The sequence below is a fragment of the Exilibacterium tricleocarpae genome, from assembly GCF_007004655.1.
In the GTDB taxonomy this organism is placed as follows: Bacteria; Pseudomonadota; Gammaproteobacteria; order Pseudomonadales; family Cellvibrionaceae; genus Exilibacterium; species Exilibacterium tricleocarpae.
Map to the genome: position 1 here is coordinate 155,738 of NZ_ML660099.1, position 23,327 is coordinate 179,064.

Genomic DNA, 23,327 nt, shown 5'->3' on the forward strand with positions numbered 1-23,327 from the left:
TTGACACCTGCGTGAAGTATTACCCTCCCCATGCTCCTAGTATTTATTCGGGTTGCAAAAAACGTTGCGAAAGCCCTTGCAAGAGCGCTTTAAAAAGCGCGCCGAAAGAGTCCGCTGCGATTTTCAGTTGCTTGCGCCCCCTAACGCCCGAGCCTTCCATAAGAGGATATACACCCATGAAATCACGTTTTGTCTGGCCCCTTTTACTGATCTGCGGCCTGTTTGCCAGCCATGCCGCTGTGGCAACCGATATAGAATACGAAGTGACCATTACCAACTTGACCCGCGGCAATAACTTCACCCCCATCCTGGTGGCCAGCCACCGCTCGGGCGTGGCGCTGTTCGAACTGGGCAGCCGGGCCGGTGCCGAGCTGGCGACGCTGGCCGAGGGCGGCGATACCGGTCCGCTCGATGCGCTGCTGAGCAGCAACCGGCGCGTGGCCGATACCAATACCTCGGAGGGCCTGTTGGCACCGGGAGCAACGGTCAGCATCAAGATCAAAGCCAGTCACTGGACCCGGCGCATCAGCCTGGCCTCGATGTTACTGCCCACTAACGATGCCTTCTTCGCCCTCAACGGCGTAGCCCTGCCGCGCGGCCGCCGGCAGGTGACTTACCTGGCGCCCGCCTACGACGCCGGCAGCGAAGCCAATGATGAACTGTGTTTCAATATCCCCGGCCCCACCTGCCAGGGTGAAGGTGCCTCACCCGGCGCCGGTGGGGAGGATTTTGTCCATATTCATGCGGGTATCCACGGCATCGGCGATCTGTCTCCGGCCGCTTACGACTGGCGCAACCCGGTGGCCCGGATCACTATCCGCCGGGTCTCTTCCTATTACTGATCAGTGAGCCGCGGTGCGTCTTAGCGAACCGCGGTGCTTGCTATGAGGTGCGCCGCTGTTACAAAGGCGCATTTCCGGTATTAGAGGTGCATGTATTGCTGCTACAGAGGTGCGTTGTTGTCACAGCGGTGCCTTGCTGTAACGGCCGGCGCTATCCGGCACTATCCGGCGCCGGCCGATCGCCTCCGAACAGTATTTCTATATCGGCATCCTCTTCGGTTATTTTTGCGTACCAGACCCGTGCCGCCCCCGCGGCCACCCAAATGCCGGAGAAGTGCAGCAGGTCCGGCAACTCGGCAAGCTCAGAGACCGCAGCCGTTGCCAGCCGGTACTGTTTTAGCACCGGCACCGCACCCGCTCTGCGCTGCACATAATAAATAGCCTGCTCATCAACCTGCCAGTTGTTCCAATCCACCAGCGCCAGGGCGTCCACCACCAGCGTTTCCTTCGCGGCGTCACCCAGATCGGTTTTCCAGATACCCGGTACGCCGGCCTTGGTAAAGTAAAGCGTCTGCCCGTCGGCGGATAACTGTCCCACCTTGGCGCCGCCGCGGGTAATCTGCAGCAGCTCACCGGTCGAGAAGTTTTTGCGCCAGATTTGCCACTGCCCGCCGCGCTGCGAACCGAAGTACAAAGACTCACCCGCGGCGGACCAAAACGGCGCAAAGCCGCTGTCAATACCGTACTCCGGTACCTGTCGCTGCCTGTCCACATCGTATACGCGCACGCCAAAGGCGCCGTTGACCGGCACTGTATAGGCGATCAAATCGCGGTTCGGCGACCAGCGCGGACGCATCACCCAGGGGCCGTTGCTGCGGGTCAACTGAAACAGTTCACCCGCCTGTTGCAACCACAACTCGGCACTGCCGCTGCGATCGGACACAAACACCCGGCTGCCGCCGGGTGCGGACGGACGCGCATCCCAATTGACACTTTTATCACGCACGATGCCGGTAGCCGGCGCCGGCGCCGGCAACCGCAACTCGACTACCGCGCTGCGTTCGCGCCAGCGCTCCAGCACGATATTGCCGTCTGCACTGACATCCACAGCATCACCGGCCACCAGCCCTTCGGGAATCAGTACCGGGCTGACCCCGGCGGTAGACTTATTCACGCCGGCCCGCCACAGTTGAAACGGCCCCAGGCGATTGGAGGTAAACACAATCGACCCGCCGTCCGGCGCCCAGGCCAGTCCGTGCACCTTGGTCAGGTCGCGGGTCACCCGCTGCCAGGGCCCGCGCCCCGCAGACGGCCCGATAAAAATATCCTCGACCCCGAGTTCGAACTGCACACTGACGGCAATACGCCCGCCATCCGGGGCAATGGCGAGATCGTCGACACCCTGGCCGACCGGCAACGACAGGTTCTCCACAGCCCCGTTCTCGAGGCTGATACGGCGCAGTCGGGCCGGCTCCAGCGCACCGGCGCCCGTCACCATCAACAGTTGCGTGCCATCGCCGCTCCAGACCAGGTCGTGCAGAACCCGGCCGCCACAATCGCCCACCAGGGTTTCGCGCCCGCCGATCACCGGCACCAGCCATAGCTCGCAGCCGCGCCCGTCGCTAACCCGGGCAAACGCAATGCGGGTCTGGTCAGGGGCAAAGACCGGTTGGTGATCATGACTGTCGCCGGCAGTCAGTCGCTGCAGACCGCGACCGTGCAGTTCGCGCACATAGATGGCCATGGCACCGCGGCGGCCGCTGGCATAGGTGAGCAGCGCACCGTCCGGGCTAAAGGACGGGTAGCGCTCCAGCAACTCGCTGACCACCAGTGTCCGGCGCTCATAGGCAGCAGCCGACGGCATCGCCGTCTGTGATGCCGGCCAGCGCAGCAGCGCCAATACCAGCACGGCGGCGAGTCCGAGGGCGGCCACCAGCCAATACCGGTGTTGATGCCAATTGGCAGCGGAAGCCCCGGCAGTGCTGTCAGCGCCGGTCAGTATATTGAGGCGATAGCCGTTCTTGGCCAGAGTCTCTATCGCCACAGGGGCTTCGAGCTGTCGATCCAGCGCCTTGCGTAACAGGGAAATACAGCGTGTCACCGCATCGTCAGTCACCGGGCGCCCGGCCCACACCTGATCGATAAGCTCCTGCCGGCTCACCACTTCGCCGCAGCGCTGCCCCAGCAGCCGCAGCACCCTGGCAACCTTGGGCTCCAGGCGCACGCGCCGGTCGGCGTAGATAAGGGCGCTCTCACGCAACAGCAGCCGGCAGGGGCCAATCGAAACCTCGTCGTCCCGCGCATCGGGCATATGTAAGACAGTTGTCATACCGGCTCTCCCGCTTCACTGCCTGGCGGTTTGTAATTGGGGGTATTCTATACCAGCGCCCGGGTCCCCGCCCGCTCTCTGCCTTCAGGTCTCAACATCCTGCGCCGCCAACCAGTCCCTGGCATCCGGCCCCGGCGCTGTCTGCTCACTTTTACGTCAAAATACCGTCCCTCGGAAAAAAATCAGCATTTCCTCAGTATCCGCAGGCCCGCAATCGCTAGGCTGGCCGCACCTGTTTTCCCACTGAGGACCCACACCATGCAGTTACCCAGAGGTATAGCAATCATCGCGCTGGCGCTGTGTCTCGGCAGTGCCGCCGAGGCCGCCAGCTTTATCGAGGGCGACCTCGCGCGCCGGGCCGAACTCGGCTTTCGCATCCGTATTGCAGATGACCAGTTGCAGGTGGCACGCCTGCAGGAGGAATCGGCAGCGGCAGCGGCCGGGCTGCGCAACGGCGACGTCATCACCCGTATCGATAACCGCCGCCCCGGCTCGCTGCTGGACGCCCAGGCGCGGCTGCAGAAGCACAGAGGCGACGTCAACCTGAAGCTCAGGCTGAGCCGCGGGGGGCGCATGTTTGACGCCGGTTTTACCCCGCCGCCGCGACCCCTGGAGGCGATTCCCAATGTCGACAGCCACTACGGCGTGGTAACTACGGACGACGGCGCCAGACTTCGCTCAATTGTGGCGGTGCCGGCCGGCAACCGCGACAAGCTGCCGGCGGTGTTTTTTGTGCAGTGGGTATCCTGCGGCTCCCTCGAATATGTGCCGCGCAATACCAGCCGCACCGTCTTCGAGCGGCTGGTACAGGATGCGGGCTGGGCGCTGATCCGCGTCGAGCGCAGTGCCAGCGGCGACAGCGAGGGCCCGGCCTGCCACCGGCTTGACTACGACACCGAACTGGCCCACTACCACCAGGCCTTCAAGCAAATGCTGTCGCACCCGCTGGTGGACGCGCGCAAGGTCGTCATTTACGGCTCGAGCCTGGGCGCGACCCTGGCGCCGCTGCTGGCCGAACGGCTGGCCGCAGAGAATATCCCGGTGGCCGGTGTGATGGTCAGCGGCGGCGGTGGCGTCACGTATTTCGAGCGCATGCTGGCGTTTGAGCGGGCCTACCTCGAGCGCCGTCCCGAGGTAGACCCCGCCAGCATCCACAGCGAGCTGCTCGAGCGCAGCGTTTTCTATACCGAATACCTGATCAAGGGCCGCCAGCCGGACCGCATTGCCGGCGATTCCAAAGCCATGGCAAGAGTCAGGGACAATATCCGCGGCCTGGGCCGGGAGGAACAATACGGCAGGCCCTTCAGTTGGCACCAGCAGGCGGCGCGGCATAACTTCCTGCGCGCCTGGCATCGAACCGAGGCGCCGGTGCTGGTGGTATTCAATGAATTTGATCAGTATGAGTCCCGCCACGGCCACAAGATGATCGTCGATATGATCAACCGCTGGCGGCCCGGCAGTGCCACTTATGTCGAACAGGAAAAGACCGGCCACAGCAACTGGCGCTTTGCCACCATCGAAGCGGCCTATGCGGACACCGAGGGGGTCGCCGCCCCGGAATTTATCGCCGCCCAGTATGTACACTGGCTGAAGGGACGGTAGCTCACCCCGACCGCCGCTTGGCTGGTAGGAGACCGGTCATCGAAATTCGGGCGCCGGCGCGGCCGATACCTCATCAAGCATATCGCGCGCCGGTTGGTAGTCCCGATCGGCCGCGCGGGTCAGCCAGGTGACGCCCTGTTCGCGATCGCGCTCCACACCGAGCCCCAACAGATAGAATCGGCCCACATTGAACATCGCCGGCGAGTGCTCCTGCGCGGCTGCCGCCCGATAGTGGGACAGTGCCTGGGCCGCGTCCCGCTCGACACCCCGGCCGTTTTCATACAGGTAACCGAGACTGTTCTGGCCGGCGGCGAGCTTTTGCGCAGCGGCTTTTTCAAACCAGTAGCGCGCCTCGGCGTCATTCTGCTCGACCCCCTCCCCATCGAGATACAACAGGCCCAGTTCATGCTCGGCAAGCGCGTAACCCCGGCGCGCGGCTGCCGTAATCTGTTTCACGCCGGTGGCGGTGTCCTTTTCCACACCCTGCCCGCGCAGGTATTGCAGCCCGGAAACCAGTAGCGCAGTGGGCTGCTTCTTCGCGGCGGCCCGGTCGAGCCAATAGCGCGACTGGCCGTAATCCTGCGCCACACCCCGGCCGTAATAGTAGGCCAGGCCGAGGTTGACTTCGGCGGCGACAAAATCCTGTTCGGCGGCCAGCCGAAACCAGCGCACGGCTTCGGTTTGATCCCGCTCGAACGTCCAGCCTTTTTGATAGGCGGCCCCCATCAGGTTTTGCGCATAGGCGTTGCCCCGCTCGGCAAACGGCCGGGCAATATCCAGCGCTTTCTGGTATTCGCCCTGCTCCACCAGCGCCTGGGTTTGGCCCAGAATGCTGTCCGCCGCCGGCTGGTCACCGTCGCGGCGCTCCAGCACGGTAAACACTTTCACCAGAATAAAAAGCACCACCATCCAGGCCCAGACGTTGCGCCAGCCGCCTTTTGACTCGCCGCTCGACACCTCTGTCGGGGTGGCGCGCTCGCCTTTGAGCAGCCACATCATCGCCTGGATGTGTTCGTGATCGAAACAGCGTTGCAGTTCCAGTTCGTCCTCGGACCAGAGGAACACCTCGTTGTAGGCGCGAATCACCTGTTGCGGAAAACGGATGGTATTGTTTTCAGCATCGCGGTGGACGATATCGGCAAAGAAGTGAAACAAGCTGTACCACAATTCCTGCTTCAGCAGGATATCCTGCAGTTCGTCGGTCTCCAGCAGTGCCAGCCAGGCCTGGGGTTCATACCGCTTTCGCGGGTTTTCCCACACGGCGTTGACCCAAGCCATAAAAACCTCTGCCGTCAAAAAGTCCGCCTCTTGCGGGGCGGAGGCGGCAGCCAGCTGCGCAGGTGGTTCCGGCAGCACCTGAGCGCCGGTCAGCGCTTCACCGGCCTTCGCGGCCGTGGGTGCCTCCAACTGGCGCACCGGTGGGGCTTCTGACTGGTGTTCAGATACAGTCTCTGGTTTGTGCTCCGGTGAAGCCTCTTTTTTATGGTCCGGTAAAGCCTCTTTTTTATGGCCCGGTGAAGCCTCTTTTTTAAGGTCCGGCGAAGCCTCTTTTTTAAGGTCCGGTGAAGCCTCTGGCCCGCCTTCCGGCAAAGCCCGGACTGGGTTCTCCTGTGAGGGCGCGGATTGATACCCAGGTGAGGTCTTTAATTGATGTTCACCTGAAGCCTCTAATTGATGTTCAGGTGAAGCCTCTAATTGGTGTTCAGGTGAAGCCTCCAGTTGATGTTCAGGTGAAGCCTCTAATTGATACTCCGATGAGGTCTCCTCATCGAGAAACTGGCTGATATACATGGCCTGTTCATAGGCGTCGCGCAGTTGTTGAAATCTTTCCGGGTCGGTCTCCGGCGAGCACTCCTTGATCAGCGAGGTGTAGGCCATTTTGATGGAACGCCGATCGGCAGTCTCGCGGATGTTCAACAGCTCCCAACAGCTATTCACCCGAGCAGGTCCCCCTCCAACTCCTCGAGTTTTTCCACCAGGGTCTCGCGCGCTTTTTCCGCCAGCGCCAAGTCTTGCTTGTCGAGTACCTGTTCGAATTCACTGATCAGATGGGCGACATACTGGCGCACGTCGCCGAGGTTCTGCTCGTAGATACGCTCGGCTTTCGCCAGCACGGCGCGGTTGGCAGCCGTCTCCCGCGGGTGAACCTTGATATTGGCGAGCTTGTCCAGGCTTTTGCGAATATCCCCCTGCGACAGGCTGCCGGGGGCCTTCTCAATCACCTTGCGAATAATTTCACCGCTGGAGACGATCTTCACCTCCACCTCCAACAAACCGTTCACATCGTAGGAAAAACGCACATCGGCGCTCTCTTCACCGGCCTTGGCCTTGGGTACTTTGATATTCAACTCGCCCAACAGGATGTTGTTGAGCGTCAGGCGGCTCTCTCCCTGAAAGATTTTCACCGCCAACTCGGTTTGCTTGTCCTGGATGGTAACGATATTTTCAACCCGACTGGTGGGAATTACGGTATTGCGCTCGATGATCGGCATAAAATGGCCTGCCTCGTAGCCCGCGGCGCTGCCTTTCTCCACGGCGACTTCGATCCCGAGCGTGTAGGGACAGACATCGGTCAACACCACATCCCGCAGCGCCTGGTCGCGGGACTTGAGCGCGGCCTGAATCGCCGCGCCCCTGGCCACCACTTCGTCCGGGTTGATGGTGCAGGAGGGCAGGCGGCGAAACATGCGCGAGATGGCACCGCGAATCAACGGCATGCGCGTGGCACCGCCCACCAGAATCACATCCGACAGGTCCGTCGGGCGCATGCGGGAATCGCGCAGCACCCGCTCGATCGGCTGGCGCAGGCGCTGCACCACCTCGGCGCAGAGTTTTTCCATGGTGGCCCGATCAATGCGCCATTCGAGTTCACCCGCCCCGGTGGTTACCGCCAGCGCGGCACCGTCCGCATCGGTCAACTGGTGCTTGGCGCGGTTGACCGCGGCCCGCACTTTACTGAGGTCTTTGCTGCTCAAATCGCGCTTGGCCACGCCGGCGGCCTTGAGGAACGCCACCTGTAAAGCCTCGGTAAAATCTTCGCCGCCGAGAAACGTATCGCCGGCGGAGGCATGGACCTCCATAACACCGTTAAACATTTCCATGACCGATACATCAAAGGTGCCGCCACCCAGGTCCACCACGATAAAGGTGCACTCCTCCTCCCGATCGTGCAGGCCGTAGGCCACCGCCGCCGCCGTGGGTTCGTTGATCAGCCGCTCCACGGTGAGGCCGGCCAGTTCGCCGGCCACCTTGGTGGCATGGCGCTGGGCGTCGTTGAAATAGGCAGGCACGCTGATCACGGCTTCAGTAACGGTCTGCCCCAGCAATGCCTCGGCATCGCCCTTGATATTTTGCAGGACCAGGGAGCTGAGTTCGACCGGGGTAAAGACCTGTTTGCCGAGGGTGACGCTGGCTTTGGAACCCATACGGCGCTTGAACGCCTCGACGGTAAGCTCCGGGTGGGTGAGCAGGCGCTCCCTGGCGGCCTTGCCCACCAGGCATTCGCCGTTATCGTCGACCCCCACCACCGACGGCGTCAGGAGATCGCCGTGCACATTGGGAATCAGTTTTACCTCGCCCTCCTCCCAATAGGCCGCCAGGCTGTTGGTGGTGCCCAGGTCAATTCCAATGATTGTCATAATTCTCCCTTGCAAACTGTCACATTGAAAACACGGCTCAGGTCCGCCGACCACGTCAAAAGATGGTGATATAGAGTACCAACAAAAATGTTTTTAATCACCTCGGACACCCCGGCCTGCGGTTGTGCCGCGCCCCGATTTCAACATTACTGCCGGCCTGAAAGTACACAACTCAGACCATCTCCTATAATCTTTCTGTCAAGCGCACAAGACGGACACTTTTAATGGAACACAGTATTGTCAATCACGCAGTCTACTATCTGTTGGCGGCTGTCGTCGCCGTGCCCCTGTTTAGAAAGATCGGCCTCGGTGCCATCCTCGGCTACCTGGCCGCCGGTGTCATATTGGGGCCATCGGTTACCGGCACCATCAACGATCCCGAAGACGTCCTGCACTTTGCCGAATTCGGTGTGGTGATGCTGCTGTTTCTGATCGGCCTGGAGCTGGCGCCGGATAAACTCTGGCAAATGCGCAGCCAAATCCTCCTCAACGGCGGCACCCAGTTAGTCGCCAGCGCGGCGCTGATTGCACTGGTGCTCTATGCCGCCGGGCTCTCGGCAACGCTCGCCGTGGTGATCGGACTGACGCTGGGTCTGTCGTCCACTGCGTTTGCCATCCAACTGATGGCCGACCAGGGCGTGCTGGCCACGGCGGCGGGGCGGCAGGGTTTCGCCATACTGCTGTTGCAGGACATCGCGGTAATTCCGCTGCTGTTGTTCGTGGAGTCCCTGGCGCCGGCAGCGAGCGCCAGCAACGCGACGCCCCTGCCCTGGTGGCTGGGCCCGGCGGCGGTGGTGGCGGTACTGGTGGCGGGTCGCTATCTGGCCAACCCCATACTGCGGATCGTCGCCGCCTCCGGCAGCCGCGAGATCATGACCGGCGCCGGTCTGCTGATCGTGCTCGGGGTGGCACTGCTGATGGAAACGGTCGGTCTGTCGATGGGACTCGGTGCGTTTGTCGCCGGTATCGTGCTGGCGAACTCCAGCTTTCGCCGCCAGTTGGAAACCGATATCGAACCTTTCAAAGGTATTTTGCTCGGCCTGTTTTTTATCGCCGTGGGCATGACCCTGGACTTAGAATTGCTGCTGCGCGAGCCCCTGCTTATCCTCGGCGCCGCCCTCGGCCTGATGGCCGTGAAGACCGCCGTTATCACCGCTATTCTGCGGCTGCAGAAAACCGCCTGGGGCGACAGCCTGCAAACCGCGCTGATGCTGTGCCAGGGCGGTGAATTCGCCTTTGTGATCATGGCCCAGGCACTGGCCATCGGCGTCGCCGATCAGGCCACCGTGGATATGATCGTGCTGGTGGTGGGCGTATCCATGGCACTGACGTCGCCGCTGGTGGCACTGCTGCGGCTGTGGGGCGGCACCGGCCAGCAGCAGCCGCAGGCCGATTACGACAGCCGCAGCCACGAACACGAACCGGAAGTCATCATCGCCGGCTTCGGCCGCTTCGGCCAGATCGTCGGCCGCATGCTGGTCGCCAACCGCATTCCCTTTACCGCGCTGGACAAAGATGCCTCCCATGTGGATTTCATCAAGCGTTTCGGCAACCGCATCTTCTACGGCGACGCCACCCGCAGCGATCTGTTGCACGCCGCTGGTATCGAACACGCCCGCTTGCTGGTGGTGGCGGTAGATGACGTCGAGGAATCCCTGCAAATTGTCAGGCAGGTAAAAGCCGACTGCCCCGAGGTGAAGCTGATCGCCCGCGCCCACAACCGCATGCATGCCTATCAGCTCTACGAGGAAGAGGTGGACATCGTCGTGCGCGAGACCTTCGAGAGCAGCCTGCTGGCGGCAACCCAGACGCTGATTCAACTGGGATACAACGAGGGTACGGCGCTGGAGCGCGCCGATATGTTCCGCCTGCACGACGAGGGCCTGATCCGGGAGGCTGCCGAGCACCGCGACGATCTCAACAAACTGCTGGCGATCGCCCGCGAGGGGCGGCGCGAGCTGGAGCAGTTGTTTGGCCAGGACTCGGCAGCCTGAGCCGATCGCGACGATTGTCGCGCCGCAGTGCCGCTGCGCGACCTTTGGCCTGTCGCACGGGGATAAAGCGGCGTTGAACGACTACACTTACAGGAGCGGCAGGCAGATTAGGAGAAGCGCGGTCAGATATAGGTTTTGAAGATCAAAATGCTTTAATATCGTCGTGTTATAAGGCAGATGTACTTAGCAAGGATACCGCCATGGATACCGTGAGTGAAACCAACGTTCGCCCCCTGAGAAGCCTCAACCTGCTGTCCCACCGCGAAATATCCGAACTGATGGAGACCAATGCCGAGGTTTTCCGGCAGTTTCGCCAGTGCGCACTGGCGGTATTGAATACCGACAGTCAGATCGACGATGCCGCGGAAATGTTGACCCGGTATGCGGACTTCAATATCGAGGTGGTCCCCCAGTCGCGCGGACTGAAGTTGAAAATCTACAATGCACCGGCCTCGTCGTTTGTCGACGGCGTGATGATCAGGGGGATTCGCGACCACCTGTTTGCGGCGCTGCGCGATATTGTCTATTCCCACAACAAAATCGCCAAAAGTGGCGAATTCGACTTGCAGAGTTCGGCCGGCACCACCGACGCCGTCTTCAAGGTGCTGCGCAATGCCGACATTGTGCGGCCCAATCAGGCACCGGACCTGGTCGTCTGCTGGGGCGGCCACTCCATCAGTCGCGCCGAGTACGACTACTCCAAGCGGGTGGGCTATGAATTGGGACTGCGCGGCATCAATATCGCCACCGGTTGCGGCCTTGGCGCCATGAAAGGCCCCATGAAAGGCGCCGCCGTCGGGCACGCCAAACAACAACTGCGCGACGGCCGCTATATGGGCATCTCGGAGCCGGGCATTATCGCCTCGGAGTCGCCCAACCCCATCGTCAATGAACTGGTGATCCTGCCCGATATCGAAAAGCGCCTGGAGGCGTTCGTGCGCCTGGCCCACTGTGTGGTGGTGTTTCCCGGCGGCGCCGGCACCGCCGAGGAGGTGCTCTATCTGATCAGTATTCTGATGCACTCGAAAAACAAGAATAAACCCTTTCCGTTGATTTTTGCCGCCCCGGAAAGCAGCGGCCTGTATTTCTCCTCACTCAACCGGTTTATCCGCAACACACTCGGCGAGGAGGCCACCCGCTGCTATCAGATCATCATCGGCCAACCGGACAAGGTCGCCCGGGAGGTAAAGCACGGCATCGAGCGGGTGCACCGCTTTCGGCGCAAGACGCAAGAGGCCTACTACTTCAATTGGCAAATCGAAATCGATCGCGCCCTGCAGACGCCTTTTATACCCACCCATGAAAACATGGCCGGGCTGCGCCTCGACCGGGAGCTGCCGGCGGCCGAACTGGCCGCACAGTTGCGCTGCGCCTTCTCGGGCATTGTGGCGGGCAATGTCAAGGCCTTTGGTATCGAACAGATTGCCGAGAAGGGCCCCTATCAACTCCGCGGCGACCCGGCCATCATGGCCGAACTGGAGCAACTGCTGCAGCAATTTGTACAACAGCGCCGCATGAAACTGGGGGCCGGTGAATACCACCCCTGCTACGAGTTGCAATCGGGTTAACCGCGAATTTTTTGCCAAGTTTGCGAACTGCTTCTAAATTATGGATAAAGCGTCGGCTGAAAAAAGAAAACTTGCTATGGTTTAAGGAATAACCCGATCCAAGGTATGGGTCACCGTTTTGCGGTCATGTTATCTGACAGCCTTATTTTGACAGTTAAGGGAAAATAACAATGCCCAGTGACAACCTGTTTGCGCCCGATTACTGGTATGTCGTCAACGATCACTTCAAGCACATCGTCTATCGCAACAAAGACAAGGCAAAAGCCCTGCGGTATGCCGAGAGTAAAAACCGCAATAAGGCCGCCGACGGCTCAGCCGGCATCCAATACAGCGTTATGTCCGGTCACCAGGCCCTCGAGAAAAACTACCGGGCCATCGGCTGTCCACCCACCGGCGGCTGAGCTGTAAAGCCGCCAGTCCGGGGCCTCCGGGGCACGCATCGCGCCGCGTGTGCAGATTTTAAAACCATCCTTACAACCCGGAACAAAGCCGCTACCCTCACCTCTTCTTCCCTTATATAATGCGCGGTCTTGGTTGTATTTATCACCGCTTGGCTTTATAAATAGGTGTCGCCTAAGTTCACCTGTGATGGCTATCGCCCGGGCGTGCGGATTCTGCACTCCGGGAGCCGGCATCGCACGCCTTACAATCCCATTAAACAAGAGCGAAGGGATGATCAAGCAGTCCAAGAGCATCGAGTTCAAGCTGAATGTAGGCTTTGCAGCCATAGTGCTGGGCCTGATCGGCGTGATTACGCTGGTGCTGCAATTCAAACTGCGCGCCGAGCTGGAGGACGACAAAGCCACCCAATTGCAACTCAACGGGGAGGTGCTGATCGCCGAACTGAACCGCCAGATCGGCATGATCAACACCCTGGCGTTGAGTGTGGCGGAATTTGCCGCCAGCGCACCGCCGCAGCGGCAGCTGTTCAACCAGGTACTGCCGGACCTTATCGATCTGACGACGTCGCAAAGCCTGGTGGCGGGCGGAGGTTTCTGGCCGGAACCCTACGCGTTTGACGCCGATACCGAAAGGGCCAGCTTTTTCTGGGGCCGCACCACCAATAACAACCTGATGTTTTTTGACGACTACAACGACCCCAGAGGTAACGGCTATCACCGCCAGCAGTGGTACGTCGCCGCCCGCCACCTGCCCAAGGGGCAGTGCTACTGGTCGCAATCCTACGTGGACCCGCACTCCAATCAGTCGATGGTCACCTGCACGGTGGCTGTGCACAAAGACAAAAAATTTATCGGCGCGGCCACAATTGACCTGAGGCTGGAGGGTTTATCGGCGTTTTTTCGGGAACATACCCGAGACACCGACGGCTATGCCTTTGCGGTGGACCAGGACAACCGATTCATCACCTATCCGGAAACGAGTTGGATCAAAAAGGACGGCGCCGGTGACAATTACACAGTCGCGGAACTGGCCGGCACCCTGACGGCGCTCTATCCCATCGCCGCCGCCCTGGATAAACTCAACGCCGATATTATCGCCCGGGCCAGGCGCAGCACCAACGGCTTTCGGCAAATTGCCGGCAGCCTCACCGACAGCAGCCCGCAGGTGTCAACCCGCAACGCGCAGATTATGGCCGCGGCACTGCTGCGCATGCCCGACTGGCAGGGCCTGAACACACCGACACTCTCGATCAACAACGATCCGCTGTTTAAGGAACCGGTCAACGTCGGCATCTTTCTGATTCCCGATACCCTGTGGAAAATTGTCGTCGTCACCCCGATCAGCAAAAACCTGCTGTCGACCGACACCATTATCGGCGACACCCTGAAAAGCCTGCTGGTGCCGGTGGTGATTCTGGTGGTGCTGTGCTTTATCGCCCTGCGGCATGTGGTCATTCGCCCGCTCAGGACCATTACCAATACACTCAAAAAAGAAACCACCAATACCAGCAATGAGTTCAATCTGCTCGATGAAAACCGCAAGGATGAATTCGGCCAAATGGCTTACTGGTACAACCGGCGCAACCAGGAGCTGGCCAGCGCCATGGACAAACTCTACTACGCCAACTCGGAACTGGCCTACCACGCCAGTTACGATCCCCTGACCAATTTGAGCAATCGGCGCGAATTCGAAAATCAACTGGAGCAACTCGCCAAAAGCGATCAGTGGAAAAACTACGCGCTGCTGTTTCTGGACCTGGATCAGTTCAAAGTCATCAACGACACCTGCGGTCACCTGGCCGGCGACCAGTTGCTGACCAGGGTGGGCAGAAAACTGACCATGGAAACCCGGGACAACGATATCGTCTCGCGCTTCGGCGGCGACGAATTCGGTATTCTCACCTGTTGTGAGGATATCGAACACGCCGGGCACTTTGCCGAGCGAATCAGGTTCACAATCGAAAAAGCGCATTTCAGTTGGGAAAACCAGTCCTACGCCGTAACCTGCAGCATCGGCGTGGTCCACCTCGGCGACATCCCCGCCGATAAGACCACGGCGCTGCGCTATTCCGACAACGCCTGCTACGCCGCCAAAGATGCCGGTCGCAACCAGGTGCACTGTTACCACAGTACCGATCAACTGGTGATGCAGCGCGAAGGCGAAATGAACTGGCTGTTCAAGATCAGGGATGCGGTCAAGGCCAACAAACTTTTTATCGAATACCAACCGATCATTTCACTGAAAAGCCACCAGCGCAAGATCGTCGCCCTCGAAGCCCTTATCCGCATGCGCGGCTCGGACGGTGCCACCGTGCTGCCGAGCGCCTTCCTGCCGGCGGCGGAACGTTACTCGGCGATGCTGCAGGTCGACAAATGGGTGATCAAGGAAGCGCTGAAAACCTTGTCCCAGTGGCGGCCGGTGATGAACAATATCGAGTTCATTTCCATCAACCTGTCGGCCGAGACCCTGTGCCACGCCTCGCTGCTGCCGTTTATCGAGTCGAACCTGAAAGAGTATCCGGTCGACCCCAGCAAGCTCTGCTTTGAAGTCACCGAAACCCACGTCATGATCAATCTGGAAGCGGCCAGGGCGACACTGCTGGCGCTGCGCGGCCTCGGTTGTAAAATCGCCCTCGATGACTTTGGGGCCGGTATGTCGTCGTTCGGGTATCTGCGCGAGCTGCCCGTCGACATCGTCAAAATCGACGGCGCCTTTGTCAGGGACATGGCCACCGACAGCGTGCACTACGAATTCGTCAAGTCGATACACAATGTGGCCCAGGTGATGAGCCTGCGCACCATTGCCGAATTCGTCGAGGATGAAAACACCATCAACCTGCTCGACGGTATCGGTATTCACTACGCCCAGGGTTACGCCATCGACAAGCCGCAGAGCTGGAGTATCGTGGCGACCATGATCACCAACGACAATATCATTGCGTTCGCCAAATAAACCACCAATAGTTACGGCGGAAATACCGTATGATACGGCTTTTGCCGCCGGTGGCGGTGCTTGTGAATACGTGAGGAGAGGTTGTGGCTATACCGGTACCCGAGGATATTGTTCCGCTGGAGACTATTCTGCCCGATGAACCCCTGTTGATGATGGGGGCCGGCCCGGTGCCGATACCGGCCAGGGTGGCGGCGGCAAACTCTATCGTTATCAACCATCTCGGCGACACCCTGGCGCAGGTTATCGAACAAGTCAAAGCCATGTCGCGCTACGTGTTCCAGACCCGCTCACAACATATTCTCGGAGTCGCCGGGCCCGGTTCCGCCGCGATGGAAATGGCCGTCGTCAACCTGGTCGAACCCGACAGTACTGTGCTCAGCATCTGCAACGGTTTTTTCAGTAACCGCCTGGCCGATATGTCCCGGCGCGCCAGGGCCCGGGTGGTTCAGGAAATCGTGCCGGACGGCGTCGCGGCCGACCCGATTCAAGTGGCGGCACTGCTGGCGCAACACCGCCCGGCGGTACTGACCATCGTCCAGGGCGAAACCTCAAATACCGTCTTCAATCGGCACCTGCCGGCTATTTGCAAAGCTGCGCAGGCACACAACTGCATGGTGGTGGTCGACGCAGTCTGCACGCTCAGCACTATGGAACTGGCGATGGACCAATGGGGCATAGACGCGGTGATCACCGGCGGGCAAAAGGGGTTGTCCTCGATTCCCGGCGTATCCCTGGTAGCCTTTTCCAATAGCGCCTGGCAGTTTATCGAGGCGCGCACCGATGAACTGATGCACTGGTGTTACGACGCCAAGCTGGCCGACCAGTTCTGGTACAAAAAGTCCTACCACTATACTGCGCCGGTTTCAGGCATACTGGCCATTCACGAAGCCCTGCGGCTGATCTGCGAGGAGACCCTGCCGGCCCGCATCGATCGCCACCTGCGCTGCTCGCAGGCGTTGCAGGCGGGCATTGAGGGAATGGGACTGTCGCTGTATGTCAAACCCGAGGCGCGTTTGAATTCGGTCGTAGGTATCGAGGTACCGGATGGTATCGAGTCAAAAGCCCTGTTGCGCTATATGTCCGAGCGCTACCGGGTGGAGATTTCCGGTTCGTTCGGACCCAATATCGTCCGCATTGGCCAGATGGGGGAACAGAGTCGCAGCCACCACTTGTTTCGCACGCTGCACGCCCTCGGTTCCAGCATCAAAGCGCTCGGAGCCCGTATCAACCTGCCGGCGGGTGTCGCTGCGCTCGAGCAGAGTCTGGAGGCCCATGAGTTCGGCGATGGTTATTGATCGTTGTTTTGCCAAGGCTCTGCTGCCATAGCTACGTCCAGTCTCAGTTATATCCGGTCTCATCGAAGCGGCTTCGGGCCGGTATCCGCTTTATGAGCACCCATGCCCGGTATGAAAAGATTGACGTGCAAACTCTCGAAAACCGGAGGGTTAACGGTGGGCAGCAAACCGATTGAAACTGATGCCGGCCAGCGAACGGTATTAAAAGAAGTTGGGAGCCTGATGGTGGCTGGGCCAGATACGCCAGCAGGTGAAAAATTGGATGTAGCGGCTACACTTTTCGAGGCTTATGGAGCGAGGCATTTCTCTATGAATACGCCTGATCCTGTTCAGGCCATCAAATTTAAAATGGAGCACAAAGGGTTGTTTCAAGCGGGATTGAATCGGGAATGCTGCGCGCCGGTGCCGATACCTGACCCGGAAGATCCCCGGTCTGTCATCCCGGCACCGGCCTGGCGCCGCTGCTGCCAATCATCGAGCCACTCGACAAGACGTTCGATGTGCCCGATATCGTGACTCACACGCGACGGCGACATATCGTGCAGTCCCATACCCAATTCCGCCGCGCGCACATAGTTCTGGCTGTCGCGCAGTACCGCGACCACCGGAATACCGAGCGCGTCGAGAAAGCGCATCAGCTTGGCCAGACTCTCGGTATTTTTGCGCGTGCGATTGGCGACGACCGCCAGTTTGCACTCGCTGCGGTTGATCTTCGCCACCAGCAACAGGTCGGCAATACAGCGCGACGCCGCGTGAATATCCATCAGGGACGGGAGTACCGGTACCAGAATACTCGACGAGCCCCGCGTCAGCTCCCGAATCTGGTCGCTGGTCACACCGGCCGGCGAATCGACAATCAAGTGAGCGGTCCCGCTCGGTACCCGCAGTTGCCAACTGCGGGTCGCCTGCATATTGCGCTTGTAGGCCGCAATGCCCTGGATCGTCGGCATGGTCACCGACCGCCGGTCCAGCCAACCCATGGTCGAGCCCTGGGGGTCGTAATCCATGACCACCGGTGCAGCACCGCGCTTTGCATAACAGGCGGCAATATTGGTGACGAGCGTCGATTTGCCGCAGCCCCCTTTCGGGTTGAGGACGACTATCTTGTTCAGCGGCTTGTTCAGGGGCTTGTTCATTGGGTTACAGCGTGGCCGGCATAGCCTTGGGGTCCGCAACAGCGATATGTTAAAGAAGAATAAAAGGCCACCCCCGAAAAGTCCACCAGCGGGCCGGTCCGTTCCGGCCCCGGCATAGGCTTCGGCCGCTACCAGCTGTAGGACACACTCAGAGAGCCGTAATTGTGGGAATGGGGTTGCTTTTTGAACTCCCGGGTTCGAAACACCCGGGCATAGGACACTTTCCAGTGCCCGGCGGTAAAGCTCACACCGGTGGAGATATCAGCCACCAGCACTTCCTTGTCAACCGAGTGACTGTTTTTAAACGTATTGCCGTCGAGAAAAATATCCCGCCCTACGATACGGGTATCGAGCGAAATAAAACCGTGCAGGCCGGAAAAGCCACTGCTGCTGAGGCGCGGATCGATGCGGCCCGGGGCGCTGTTATCGCCGCCCGGGCGCACGGCGGAGGTGCCGAAATCATCCGGCAAGCGCCAGCCGATACGATACTCGACCCCGACATTCAGGTAGGCCGCCACATTGCCCAGGTTGATGCCGCTGTGGCCGATCAGGTCGTGGGCCAGACCGCGCCCGAGCGGTTTGTCAAACAGGCGGTGTTTGTGTTCGTAGGAAATTTGCAGAGCCGGCTCGTTGCGCAACTGGTTATCCCAGCCCTGAAATTTGTCGAAACCGCGCAGGTCGTGAATAAAATCCTGCGCCTCCCGGGCGTAAGCGCCCGGACCGACAATGCCGAAGGTGACACCTACGGTATCGAGCTGATCGCGACTGCGGGTGTGGTATTCGATACCCGTGTAGAGAAACCCGGCATAGGGCCGTTCATCTTTCACTAACTCCCGGGCCTCGATATCGGCCGGCGTATAGATCAACTGACCGGCGCTGAACACCAGGTTGCGGGAGAGTTTTTTGCGGTCGCGCAGGTCGTGGAAAAAGTGCAGCTTGTCGTTGACCTGCCGCAACCACTTCGGAATTCTGGGATCGGTCTCGTAAGACGACAAATCCGGTGAGACCCAGGAGGCGCGAATGCCGTTGGTATAGTTTTGGTCGCTTTCGGCAAACAGGTCATTTTCGAAGTACAGGTTCAGGGACCAGGGATCGCTGTTGTGATGTGCCGCCGCCGGTGGACCGGCCAAACTCAGCAAACTGATAAAAAATCGAGTGTAAATGCGCATAGACCTCTCATTCGCAGATGGTAGTGTTGGGTAACCCAGTGGGGTAATTCTTATCGGATAACGCTATAACCGACTACATGATTGCCGGCTGCATAAATAGTACCGCACTCGCCTCAGGCGCCTGCTGTTGGCGATACCGAAGCGAAGGCGTGCCAGTTGATCGGTCTGCCTCTGGCTAAGGCTCTCAGAAACACGTCGTGAACCCGTCCATGGGGACTCGCCTAAAGCGCCTACTTCTGGTCCCGACAGCATCCCTGCTGTCGAGAGTTTCTGAAAGCCTTAGCCAGAGACAGACCTAACCGCAATACGCTTAATCAAGACCGATACGACTTGAACGGGCATCAATAAACTGGCGTAAATCCCCCCAGGCAAGTGCCATTCGTTACAGGTTTTTTTGAGGTGCCGATATAGAACCGGCTGGCGGCAGGGAGTTCAATCGGCCACCGCCGATCCACTGCCAACCGCCGCTACCCGGGCTGATAAGTCTGCCCCTGCAGCAGCGGTTTGCTGCGTTCAAACGCCTCCACCATCGCCGCCATAAACACCCGCACCCGCGAGGTGCGGCGCAGGTCGCGGTGGGTGAACAGCCAGATCTGGTAGGCCTCTTCGCAGCGCAGGTCCGGCACCCGCTGCAACTCGGGGTGCTGGTCGGCCATAAAGCAGGGCAACATGGCAATCCCCAGCCCTTCACGCACGGCGGATAGCTGCAACAGCGGATTGTTGAGGTGGTGACGGGTGGGCAACTTCGGGTAAGCACTGTTTTTCACCCAGTCGGGGTGAGATTCCAGGTCGTCCCAGCCGATCCATACGGCCTCCTCGGCCAGATTCGACAGCCCTACTTTTTTGACGTAACTGCGCGCCGCATAGTTGGCCCGGGCATAGGTGGTCACCTTGCGGCCCACCAGGTCGCCGGGGGGGCGGTTGGTAATCCGAATGGCCACGTCGGCCTCGCGGTTGTTGAGGCTGAGGGCATCGTAAGTGGCGACAACGTCCAACTCGATCTGCGGGTATTTGCGAGTGAAGCTGACAATATCCTGCATCAATAATGTCGAGGCCAGGATATCGGGCATAGTGACTTTCAGCGGACCGCTGAGCTTGGAGTCCTTGCCGAGCACGCGCCGCTCCAGCGCGTGCACCTTGTCCTCCACTTCCTGCACCTCTTGAAAAACATCTCGCCCTTCGGCAGTCAGGCGATAGCCGCCGGCCAGGCGGTCGAACAACCGCACTCCCAGGTCCTGCTCCAGCGCCCGCACCCGCCGCGACACCGTCGAATGGCTGACATCGAGCTTCTGGGCCGCCGCCCGCACCGAGCCGGCATCCGCCATGGCCAGGAAGACTTTAAGGTCCGACCACTCCATTGCCATCTACAACCACCTTACTTCGCCAAAATCGATACATATTGCCGACACCATTCCATTTTCGTCTCATTTTTGCAACAGAGAAGCGCAGATATCGCCGGTTTTTATTCCCAAATGCAACACCTATACTTTGCCGCAGCAAGGAGATCGCTTTGTGACATCGCCTATCGCCGCCAATACAGCCAAGTTGCAGGAAGCCTTTCGCCACCGCCGCAGCGTGTCGGAGTCACTGACCCGGGGTCTCAGCGCCGAGGATATGGTGGTCCAATCAATGGACGACGCCAGCCCGGCCAAATGGCACCTGGCCCATACCACCTGGTTTTTCGAAGCCTTCGTCCTCAACAAGTATCAAGACAACTATCGGCCGGTGGACCCGGACTATAACTTTCTCTTCAACTCATACTACAACAGCGTCGGCGAACGGCACGCACGCCCGCTGCGGGGCATGTTGACGCGCCCCGGGATCGAAGCGGTCAGGGCTTACCGACGCGCCGTAGACGCTTCGGTGCTGGCCTTACTGGAGCAACCCCACCCGCGCGCCAGGGGGCTGGCCGATACGGTCACCGTCGGCCTGCATCACGAGATGCAGCACCAGGAGCTGCTGTTGACCGATCTTCTGCACGCCCTGTCGATCAATCCCACGGCACCCGCCATGCGCCCCGCCCCGCCCGCGGACGACACCCGTGCCGCCGGCCTGGTGTTTATGCCCTTCGACGAGGGCCTCTATGAAATAGGCGCGGCCGGCGACGGTTTCAGTTTCGATTGCGAGGGGCCGCGACACCAGACCTACCTGCGCGGCTTCAGCCTCGCCAACCGCACCGTCACCAATGCCGAATGGCTGGCGTTTATGAACGACGGCGGCTACAGCACGGCCACCCTGTGGTTGTCCGACGGCTGGGCCCAGTGCCAGGCAGAGCAGTGGCAGGCACCGCTCTACTGGAGCCAGCGCGATGGCGAGTGGCACCAGTTCGGGCTTTACGGACGCCAGCCGGTCAATCCGGAGGCGCCGGTCTGCCACGTCAATTACTTCGAGGCCGATGCCTTTGCCCAGTGGGCGGGCGCGCGCCTGCCCACCGAGCAGGAATGGGAAGTAGCCGCCGGCGATGCGCCTATCGCCGGTAACTTCCAGGACCGCGAGTACTGGCGGCCCCGCGCCGCCGCCGGCAGCGGCCTGCAACAACTCTACGGCGACGTGTGGGAGTGGACCCGCAGTCCCTACGCGCCCTACCCCGGTTTCAGCGCCGCACCCGGCGCCATCGGCGAATACAACGGCAAGTTTATGTGCGGCCAGTTCGTGCTGCGCGGCGGCTCCTGTGCCACGCCGCAGCAACAGTTGCGCCGCAGCTACCGCAATTTTTTCTACCCTCACCAGCGCTGGCAATTTTCCGGTCTGCGCCTAGCCAAGGACCTTTGATATGCCCGCCGCACAATCCGCCAGAGCCAGCGCCACAAAGACCGACGATACCCTGTTGCGGGAGGTGGTGGAGGGCCTGAGCCAGGTCCACAAACAGTTGCCGTCAAAATATTTCTATGACTCCGCCGGCTCGCGCTATTTCGACGAGATTTGTCAACTGGAGGAATACTACCCCTACCGCACCGAGTTGGCGATGCTGCCGGGGATCGCCGATGACTTGTCCCATCTCATCCGGGACCAGCGCGATGTGGTGGAATTCGGTGCAGGCTCGCTGGTCAAGATTCGCCTGTTGCTGCAGCACCTGCCGCAGATCAAGCGTCTTCTCCCCATCGATATCGCCGGCGACCACCTGCGCGAAGCGGCCGCCGAGCTGCGCCGGGAATTCGAGCACCTGGAGATTGTGCCGATCGTGGCGGATTTTACCCGGCAGGTGGAACTGCCGGATCGCAACAAGGTAAAAAAACTGGGGTTTTTCCCCGGCTCCACCATCGGTAATTTCACCCCGCTGCAGGCGGTGGCATTTCTGGATCGCGCGCGCCGTTCCCTGGGAGCGGGCGCGCTGCTGTTGATCGGCGTCGACACCAAAAAGGCACCGGAGATTCTGCACCGGGCCTACAATGACAAACTCGGCGTGACGGCAAAGTTCAATCGCAATATCCTCACCCATATCAATCGCGAGGCGGGGGGCGACTTTGACGAGGATAAGTTCGATCACTACGCCTTTTACAACCCCACCCAGGGCCGTATCGAAATGCACCTGATCAGCCGCGAACAGCAGGTGGTGACAGTGGAGGATTACCAGTTCGCGTTCTCGAAAGGGGAAAACATCCACACCGAGAATTCCCATAAGTACACGCCCGAGGAGTTTCTGACCCTGGCAGCAGAAGCCGGCTGGCGCGGCGTGCGCAAGTGGCTGGATGATGAAGAATTATTTTGTGTGCACTTGTTGCAGGCCGGTGGCTGATTCGCACCTCTTGCGGTGACACGGTGCGGGGACGTAACTTTAGTTGCGTCCCCTTAGCATGGTGCCACTCCCCTTTCTAAAGGCACCTCTTCCAGCGGCACAGTTCAGGGACAGGTAAAACCTGTCCCTGAACTGTGCCGCTGGACAATCGACTCTTAAAAACATCGCGCCACCATCCCTCACATATATTCGTCATATAGGATTGAAAGGCGGGCTTACACAGCCGCCTCAAACCCGCGTCTGAAATAAACACCTAACGCCATGCACTGAAACGGGGCCTAAAAACATCCCAAAACAAAAGAGTTGGATGAACAGGGTCGATTTAACACGCCCGGCTGCTATAAACTTGTTAAGATTACCTGTCCATCTCTGTAAACCGGATGCTTCAGGCGAGCGACGTAACGGCAGTTCCGATGAAACCAACCAAGACCAAAGCCCAGGTGCGAAAGGAGATCGGCAACCAGGTCCGCGACTTCCTCGCCGAGGGCGGCAAAGTGGAACAGTTGCAACCGGGTGTCAGCGGCCGCGACATCAACCAGGCCCTGCCGGTCACCTTCAACCAGCCGAAAGTTAAACGCACACCACTGCTCGAGGAGATCAAGGCCCTGGATGCCCGCAAGGGCAAACACCAACCGAAAGTCCTGGCGCCGAAAAAACCCGTGAAAAAACTCCTGCACGATGACTTCGGGGAACCGGTGCGCTGGGTATGGCTGGAGGACTGAGG

16 protein-coding genes are annotated in these 23,327 nt (G+C 60.0%); 10 read left to right on the plus strand and 6 right to left on the minus strand.

Going from position 1 to position 23,327, the window contains the following annotated elements; all coding sequences use genetic code 11:
- The first annotated feature begins 176 nt into the window (after positions 1-176).
- On the plus strand, positions 177-842 hold the full coding sequence (locus FKG94_RS19415) for a spondin domain-containing protein (RefSeq protein WP_142928589.1): 666 nt from the start codon (positions 177-179) through the stop codon (positions 840-842).
- Positions 843-993: 151 nt separating this feature from the next.
- On the opposite strand, the gene FKG94_RS19420 is transcribed toward FKG94_RS19415, so the two are convergent.
- Positions 994-3,111, minus strand: coding sequence for a winged helix-turn-helix domain-containing protein (locus FKG94_RS19420; RefSeq protein WP_142928590.1), 2,118 nt, complete (start codon positions 3,109-3,111; stop codon positions 994-996).
- A 258-nt stretch (positions 3,112-3,369) separates the two neighbouring features.
- Between FKG94_RS19420 and FKG94_RS19425 the strand changes: the two genes are divergently transcribed.
- Positions 3,370-4,713, plus strand: a complete 1,344-nt coding sequence (locus FKG94_RS19425; RefSeq protein WP_142928591.1) for a PDZ domain-containing protein — start codon at positions 3,370-3,372, stop codon at positions 4,711-4,713.
- Positions 4,714-4,749: 36 nt separating this feature from the next.
- Here the strand turns inward: FKG94_RS19425 and FKG94_RS19430 are convergent, their stop codons facing one another.
- Together FKG94_RS19430 and FKG94_RS19435 are read right to left on the minus strand one after the other, a co-directional pair.
- Positions 4,750-6,651 (minus strand): J domain-containing protein, encoded by a 1,902-nt coding sequence (locus tag FKG94_RS19430; RefSeq protein ID WP_142928592.1) that lies wholly within the window; start codon positions 6,649-6,651, stop codon positions 4,750-4,752.
- Entirely contained in the window at positions 6,648-8,351 is a 1,704-nt protein-coding gene (locus tag FKG94_RS19435) for a molecular chaperone HscC (RefSeq protein WP_142928593.1), read from the minus strand. The genes FKG94_RS19430 and FKG94_RS19435 overlap by 4 nt, the downstream gene beginning before the upstream one ends.
- A gap of 224 nt (positions 8,352-8,575) precedes the next feature.
- On the opposite strand from FKG94_RS19435, the gene FKG94_RS19440 reads away from it, so the two are divergent.
- The 5 genes from FKG94_RS19440 to FKG94_RS19460 all read left to right on the plus strand — a co-directional run bounded on the left by FKG94_RS19440 (position 8,576) and on the right by FKG94_RS19460 (position 16,562).
- A complete protein-coding gene (locus FKG94_RS19440) occupies positions 8,576-10,345 on the plus strand; it encodes a monovalent cation:proton antiporter-2 (CPA2) family protein (protein ID WP_142928594.1) in 1,770 nt (589 codons plus the stop codon).
- A gap of 200 nt (positions 10,346-10,545) precedes the next feature.
- Positions 10,546-11,913 (plus strand): nucleotide 5'-monophosphate nucleosidase PpnN, encoded by a 1,368-nt coding sequence (gene ppnN, locus FKG94_RS19445; RefSeq protein ID WP_142928595.1) that lies wholly within the window; start codon positions 10,546-10,548, stop codon positions 11,911-11,913.
- 170 nt (positions 11,914-12,083) lie between these two features.
- Positions 12,084-12,314, plus strand: a complete 231-nt coding sequence (locus tag FKG94_RS19450) for a hypothetical protein (RefSeq protein WP_142928596.1) — start codon at positions 12,084-12,086, stop codon at positions 12,312-12,314.
- Positions 12,315-12,585: 271 nt separating this feature from the next.
- Complete coding sequence (locus FKG94_RS19455) at positions 12,586-15,267, plus strand: bifunctional diguanylate cyclase/phosphodiesterase (RefSeq protein WP_179957725.1); 2,682 nt, start codon at positions 12,586-12,588, stop codon at positions 15,265-15,267.
- An 83-nt stretch (positions 15,268-15,350) separates the two neighbouring features.
- A complete protein-coding gene (locus tag FKG94_RS19460; protein WP_142928598.1) occupies positions 15,351-16,562 on the plus strand; it encodes a pyridoxal-phosphate-dependent aminotransferase family protein in 1,212 nt (403 codons plus the stop codon).
- A gap of 368 nt (positions 16,563-16,930) precedes the next feature.
- On the opposite strand, the gene FKG94_RS19465 is transcribed toward FKG94_RS19460, so the two are convergent.
- From FKG94_RS19465 to FKG94_RS19475, 3 genes are all read right to left on the minus strand, one after another.
- Positions 16,931-17,698, minus strand: a complete 768-nt coding sequence (locus tag FKG94_RS19465; RefSeq protein ID WP_142928599.1) for a nucleotide-binding protein — start codon at positions 17,696-17,698, stop codon at positions 16,931-16,933.
- Between the two features lie 128 nt (positions 17,699-17,826).
- A complete protein-coding gene (locus FKG94_RS19470) occupies positions 17,827-18,867 on the minus strand; it encodes a lipid A deacylase LpxR family protein (RefSeq protein ID WP_142928600.1) in 1,041 nt (346 codons plus the stop codon).
- A gap of 467 nt (positions 18,868-19,334) precedes the next feature.
- Positions 19,335-20,231 carry a LysR family transcriptional regulator gene (locus tag FKG94_RS19475; RefSeq protein WP_142928601.1) on the minus strand — a complete coding sequence of 299 codons (897 nt, stop codon included), beginning with the start codon at positions 20,229-20,231 and terminating at the stop codon, positions 19,335-19,337.
- Between the two features lie 148 nt (positions 20,232-20,379).
- Between FKG94_RS19475 and egtB the strand changes: the two genes are divergently transcribed.
- From egtB to FKG94_RS19490, 3 genes are all read left to right on the plus strand, one after another.
- Positions 20,380-21,639: an ergothioneine biosynthesis protein EgtB gene (gene egtB / locus FKG94_RS19480; protein ID WP_218943586.1), complete on the plus strand. Its 1,260-nt coding sequence runs from the start codon at positions 20,380-20,382 to the stop codon at positions 21,637-21,639.
- 1 nt (position 21,640) lies between these two features.
- Positions 21,641-22,603: an L-histidine N(alpha)-methyltransferase gene (egtD, locus tag FKG94_RS19485; protein WP_142928603.1), complete on the plus strand. Its 963-nt coding sequence runs from the start codon at positions 21,641-21,643 to the stop codon at positions 22,601-22,603.
- A gap of 413 nt (positions 22,604-23,016) precedes the next feature.
- Positions 23,017-23,325 carry a hypothetical protein gene (locus tag FKG94_RS19490; RefSeq protein ID WP_142928604.1) on the plus strand — a complete coding sequence of 103 codons (309 nt, stop codon included), beginning with the start codon at positions 23,017-23,019 and terminating at the stop codon, positions 23,323-23,325.
- Positions 23,326-23,327 lie beyond the last annotated feature (2 nt).

What these genes read in the sequence shown, in the direction of transcription:
- FKG94_RS19415 (WP_142928589.1), top strand. Translation starts at nt 177, where the DNA reads ATGAAATCACGTTTTGTCTGGCCCCTTTTACTGATCTGCGGCCTGTTT.
- FKG94_RS19420 (WP_142928590.1), bottom strand. Translation starts at nt 3,111, where the DNA reads ATGACAACTGTCTTACATATGCCCGATGCGCGGGACGACGAGGTTTCG.
- FKG94_RS19425 (WP_142928591.1), top strand. Translation starts at nt 3,370, where the DNA reads ATGCAGTTACCCAGAGGTATAGCAATCATCGCGCTGGCGCTGTGTCTC.
- FKG94_RS19435 (WP_142928593.1), bottom strand. Translation starts at nt 8,351, where the DNA reads ATGACAATCATTGGAATTGACCTGGGCACCACCAACAGCCTGGCGGCC.
- FKG94_RS19440 (WP_142928594.1), top strand. Translation starts at nt 8,576, where the DNA reads ATGGAACACAGTATTGTCAATCACGCAGTCTACTATCTGTTGGCGGCT.
- ppnN (WP_142928595.1), top strand. Translation starts at nt 10,546, where the DNA reads ATGGATACCGTGAGTGAAACCAACGTTCGCCCCCTGAGAAGCCTCAAC.
- FKG94_RS19450 (WP_142928596.1), top strand. Translation starts at nt 12,084, where the DNA reads ATGCCCAGTGACAACCTGTTTGCGCCCGATTACTGGTATGTCGTCAAC.
- FKG94_RS19455 (WP_179957725.1), top strand. Translation starts at nt 12,586, where the DNA reads ATGATCAAGCAGTCCAAGAGCATCGAGTTCAAGCTGAATGTAGGCTTT.
- FKG94_RS19465 (WP_142928599.1), bottom strand. Translation starts at nt 17,698, where the DNA reads ATGAACAAGCCCCTGAACAAGCCGCTGAACAAGATAGTCGTCCTCAAC.
- FKG94_RS19470 (WP_142928600.1), bottom strand. Translation starts at nt 18,867, where the DNA reads ATGCGCATTTACACTCGATTTTTTATCAGTTTGCTGAGTTTGGCCGGT.
- FKG94_RS19475 (WP_142928601.1), bottom strand. Translation starts at nt 20,231, where the DNA reads ATGGCAATGGAGTGGTCGGACCTTAAAGTCTTCCTGGCCATGGCGGAT.
- egtD (WP_142928603.1), top strand. Translation starts at nt 21,641, where the DNA reads ATGCCCGCCGCACAATCCGCCAGAGCCAGCGCCACAAAGACCGACGAT.
- FKG94_RS19490 (WP_142928604.1), top strand. Translation starts at nt 23,017, where the DNA reads ATGAAACCAACCAAGACCAAAGCCCAGGTGCGAAAGGAGATCGGCAAC.